Annotated in this window: 1 protein-coding gene; it reads left to right on the top strand. The window is 69.7% G+C overall.

The features are described 5' to 3' along the window. Positions 1–1,573 (top strand): thioesterase domain-containing protein (locus AC1DWT_RS51260; RefSeq protein WP_477926272.1); only part of this gene is annotated, 1,573 nt, incomplete at its 5' end. Positions 1,574–1,589 lie beyond the last annotated feature (16 nt).

The raw sequence follows: 1,589 nt of genomic DNA, 5'->3' as shown, positions 1-1,589 counted from the left end.
GCCGTTCGGGGCGGCGGGGGAGTTGTATTTGTCGGGTCCGGCGTTGGCGCGGGGGTATCGGAATCGGTTGGGGTTGACGGCGGCGCGGTTTGTTGCGGATCCGTTCGGTGGTCCGGGGCAGCGGATGTATCGGACGGGGGATGTGGTGCGGTGGCGGGAGGGTCCGGGTGGGCCGGTGCTCGAGTATGTGGGTCGCTCGGATTTTCAGGTGAAGATTCGTGGTTTCCGCGTCGAACTCGGCGAAATCGAATCAGCCCTCCTCGGATACCCCGGTATCGACCACGCCGTCGTGCACACCAGCGGCGACCGATTGGCCGGCTACGTCGTCCCCGTCGCGGGATCGGAACTCGACACGTCCGCGGTCCTGGCACACGCCCGCGCGCGCCTGGCCCCGCACATGGTCCCTGCGACCGTGACGGTGCTCGACGCCGTGCCGGTGACCGCGAACGGGAAACTCGACCGTGCGGCTCTGCCGGAACCGGACTTCACCGCGGGGCGCGCCGAGTACCGGGCGCCGCGCAACGCGACCGAGGAGGTGGTGGCCGCCGCGTTCGCCGAGGGGCTCGGACTGGACCGTGTCGGCCTCGACGACAACTACTTCACGCTCGGTGGCACGTCGCTCACCGCGACGAGCGTGATCGCCCGGATCGCCGAGTCTTCCGCGCGGGCCGTGCCGGTGCAGTGGATCTTCACCCATGCGACGCCGGAATCCCTGGCACACATGATCGTCACGGCGCCGGAGGATCCCGGATCGGAGGATGAGGCCGACCGGTCACTGGACGTGCTGCTGCCGCTGCGTACCACCGGAACCGGCAGCCCGGTGTTCTGCATCCATCCGGCGATCGGGTTGGCCTGGTGCTTCACCGGACTGGTGCAGTACCTCGGCGACCGTCCCGTGTACGGGCTGCAGTCCCCGGCGCTGACCGACCCGGACCTGCATGTCGGCTCCCTGGAGGAACTCGCGGCCCGGTATGTCGCCCGGATCCGCGCGGTGCAGCCGCACGGCCCGTACCACCTGGTGGGCTATTCGGTCGGCGGCCAGATCGCCCATGAGATGGGGGTGCAGCTCACGGGCGCCGGCGACGAGGTGGTCACCCTCGCGATGCTCGACACCCATCTGGCCGGGGGCCTCGATCGCACGGCCGAGAAGCCCACCATGGCAGCGCTTCTCGCGGAGTTCGGCGCGGTGGTCCCGGATGACGGAGATGATGCGACGACCGCCGATCGTGCCGTGGAGGTGCTGCGGCGCACTGGCGGACCGTTCGCGGCCGTGACCGCGGGCGACCTCGAGGCCGTGCACCGGGTGTTCACGCAGACGGTCGACCTCGCGCTCGCGCACCGCCCGTCGACACCGCGCGGCGTCGATCTGCTGTACTTCGGAGCGGCAGATTCCTTCGATGCCCCCACGGGAGTCTCCGCGTGGCGGCCGCACATCAGCGGCGAGATCCTCGTGCACAACGTTCCCGTGTCGCACCAGCAGATGACGAGTCCGGAAGCCCTCGCCGGCATCGGACCCGTCCTCGCACACCACGTGATGATCGCCGACAAGGCGACGCGCGTCGTCGTGTCATAGCGGCTGGAAAAGGGGG

The sequence above is a fragment of the Rhodococcus sp. P4_B6 genome (assembly GCF_056402215.1).
The sequence above is the reverse complement of the archived record's forward strand: the minus strand, read 5'-3'. Positions and strand labels throughout refer to the sequence as shown.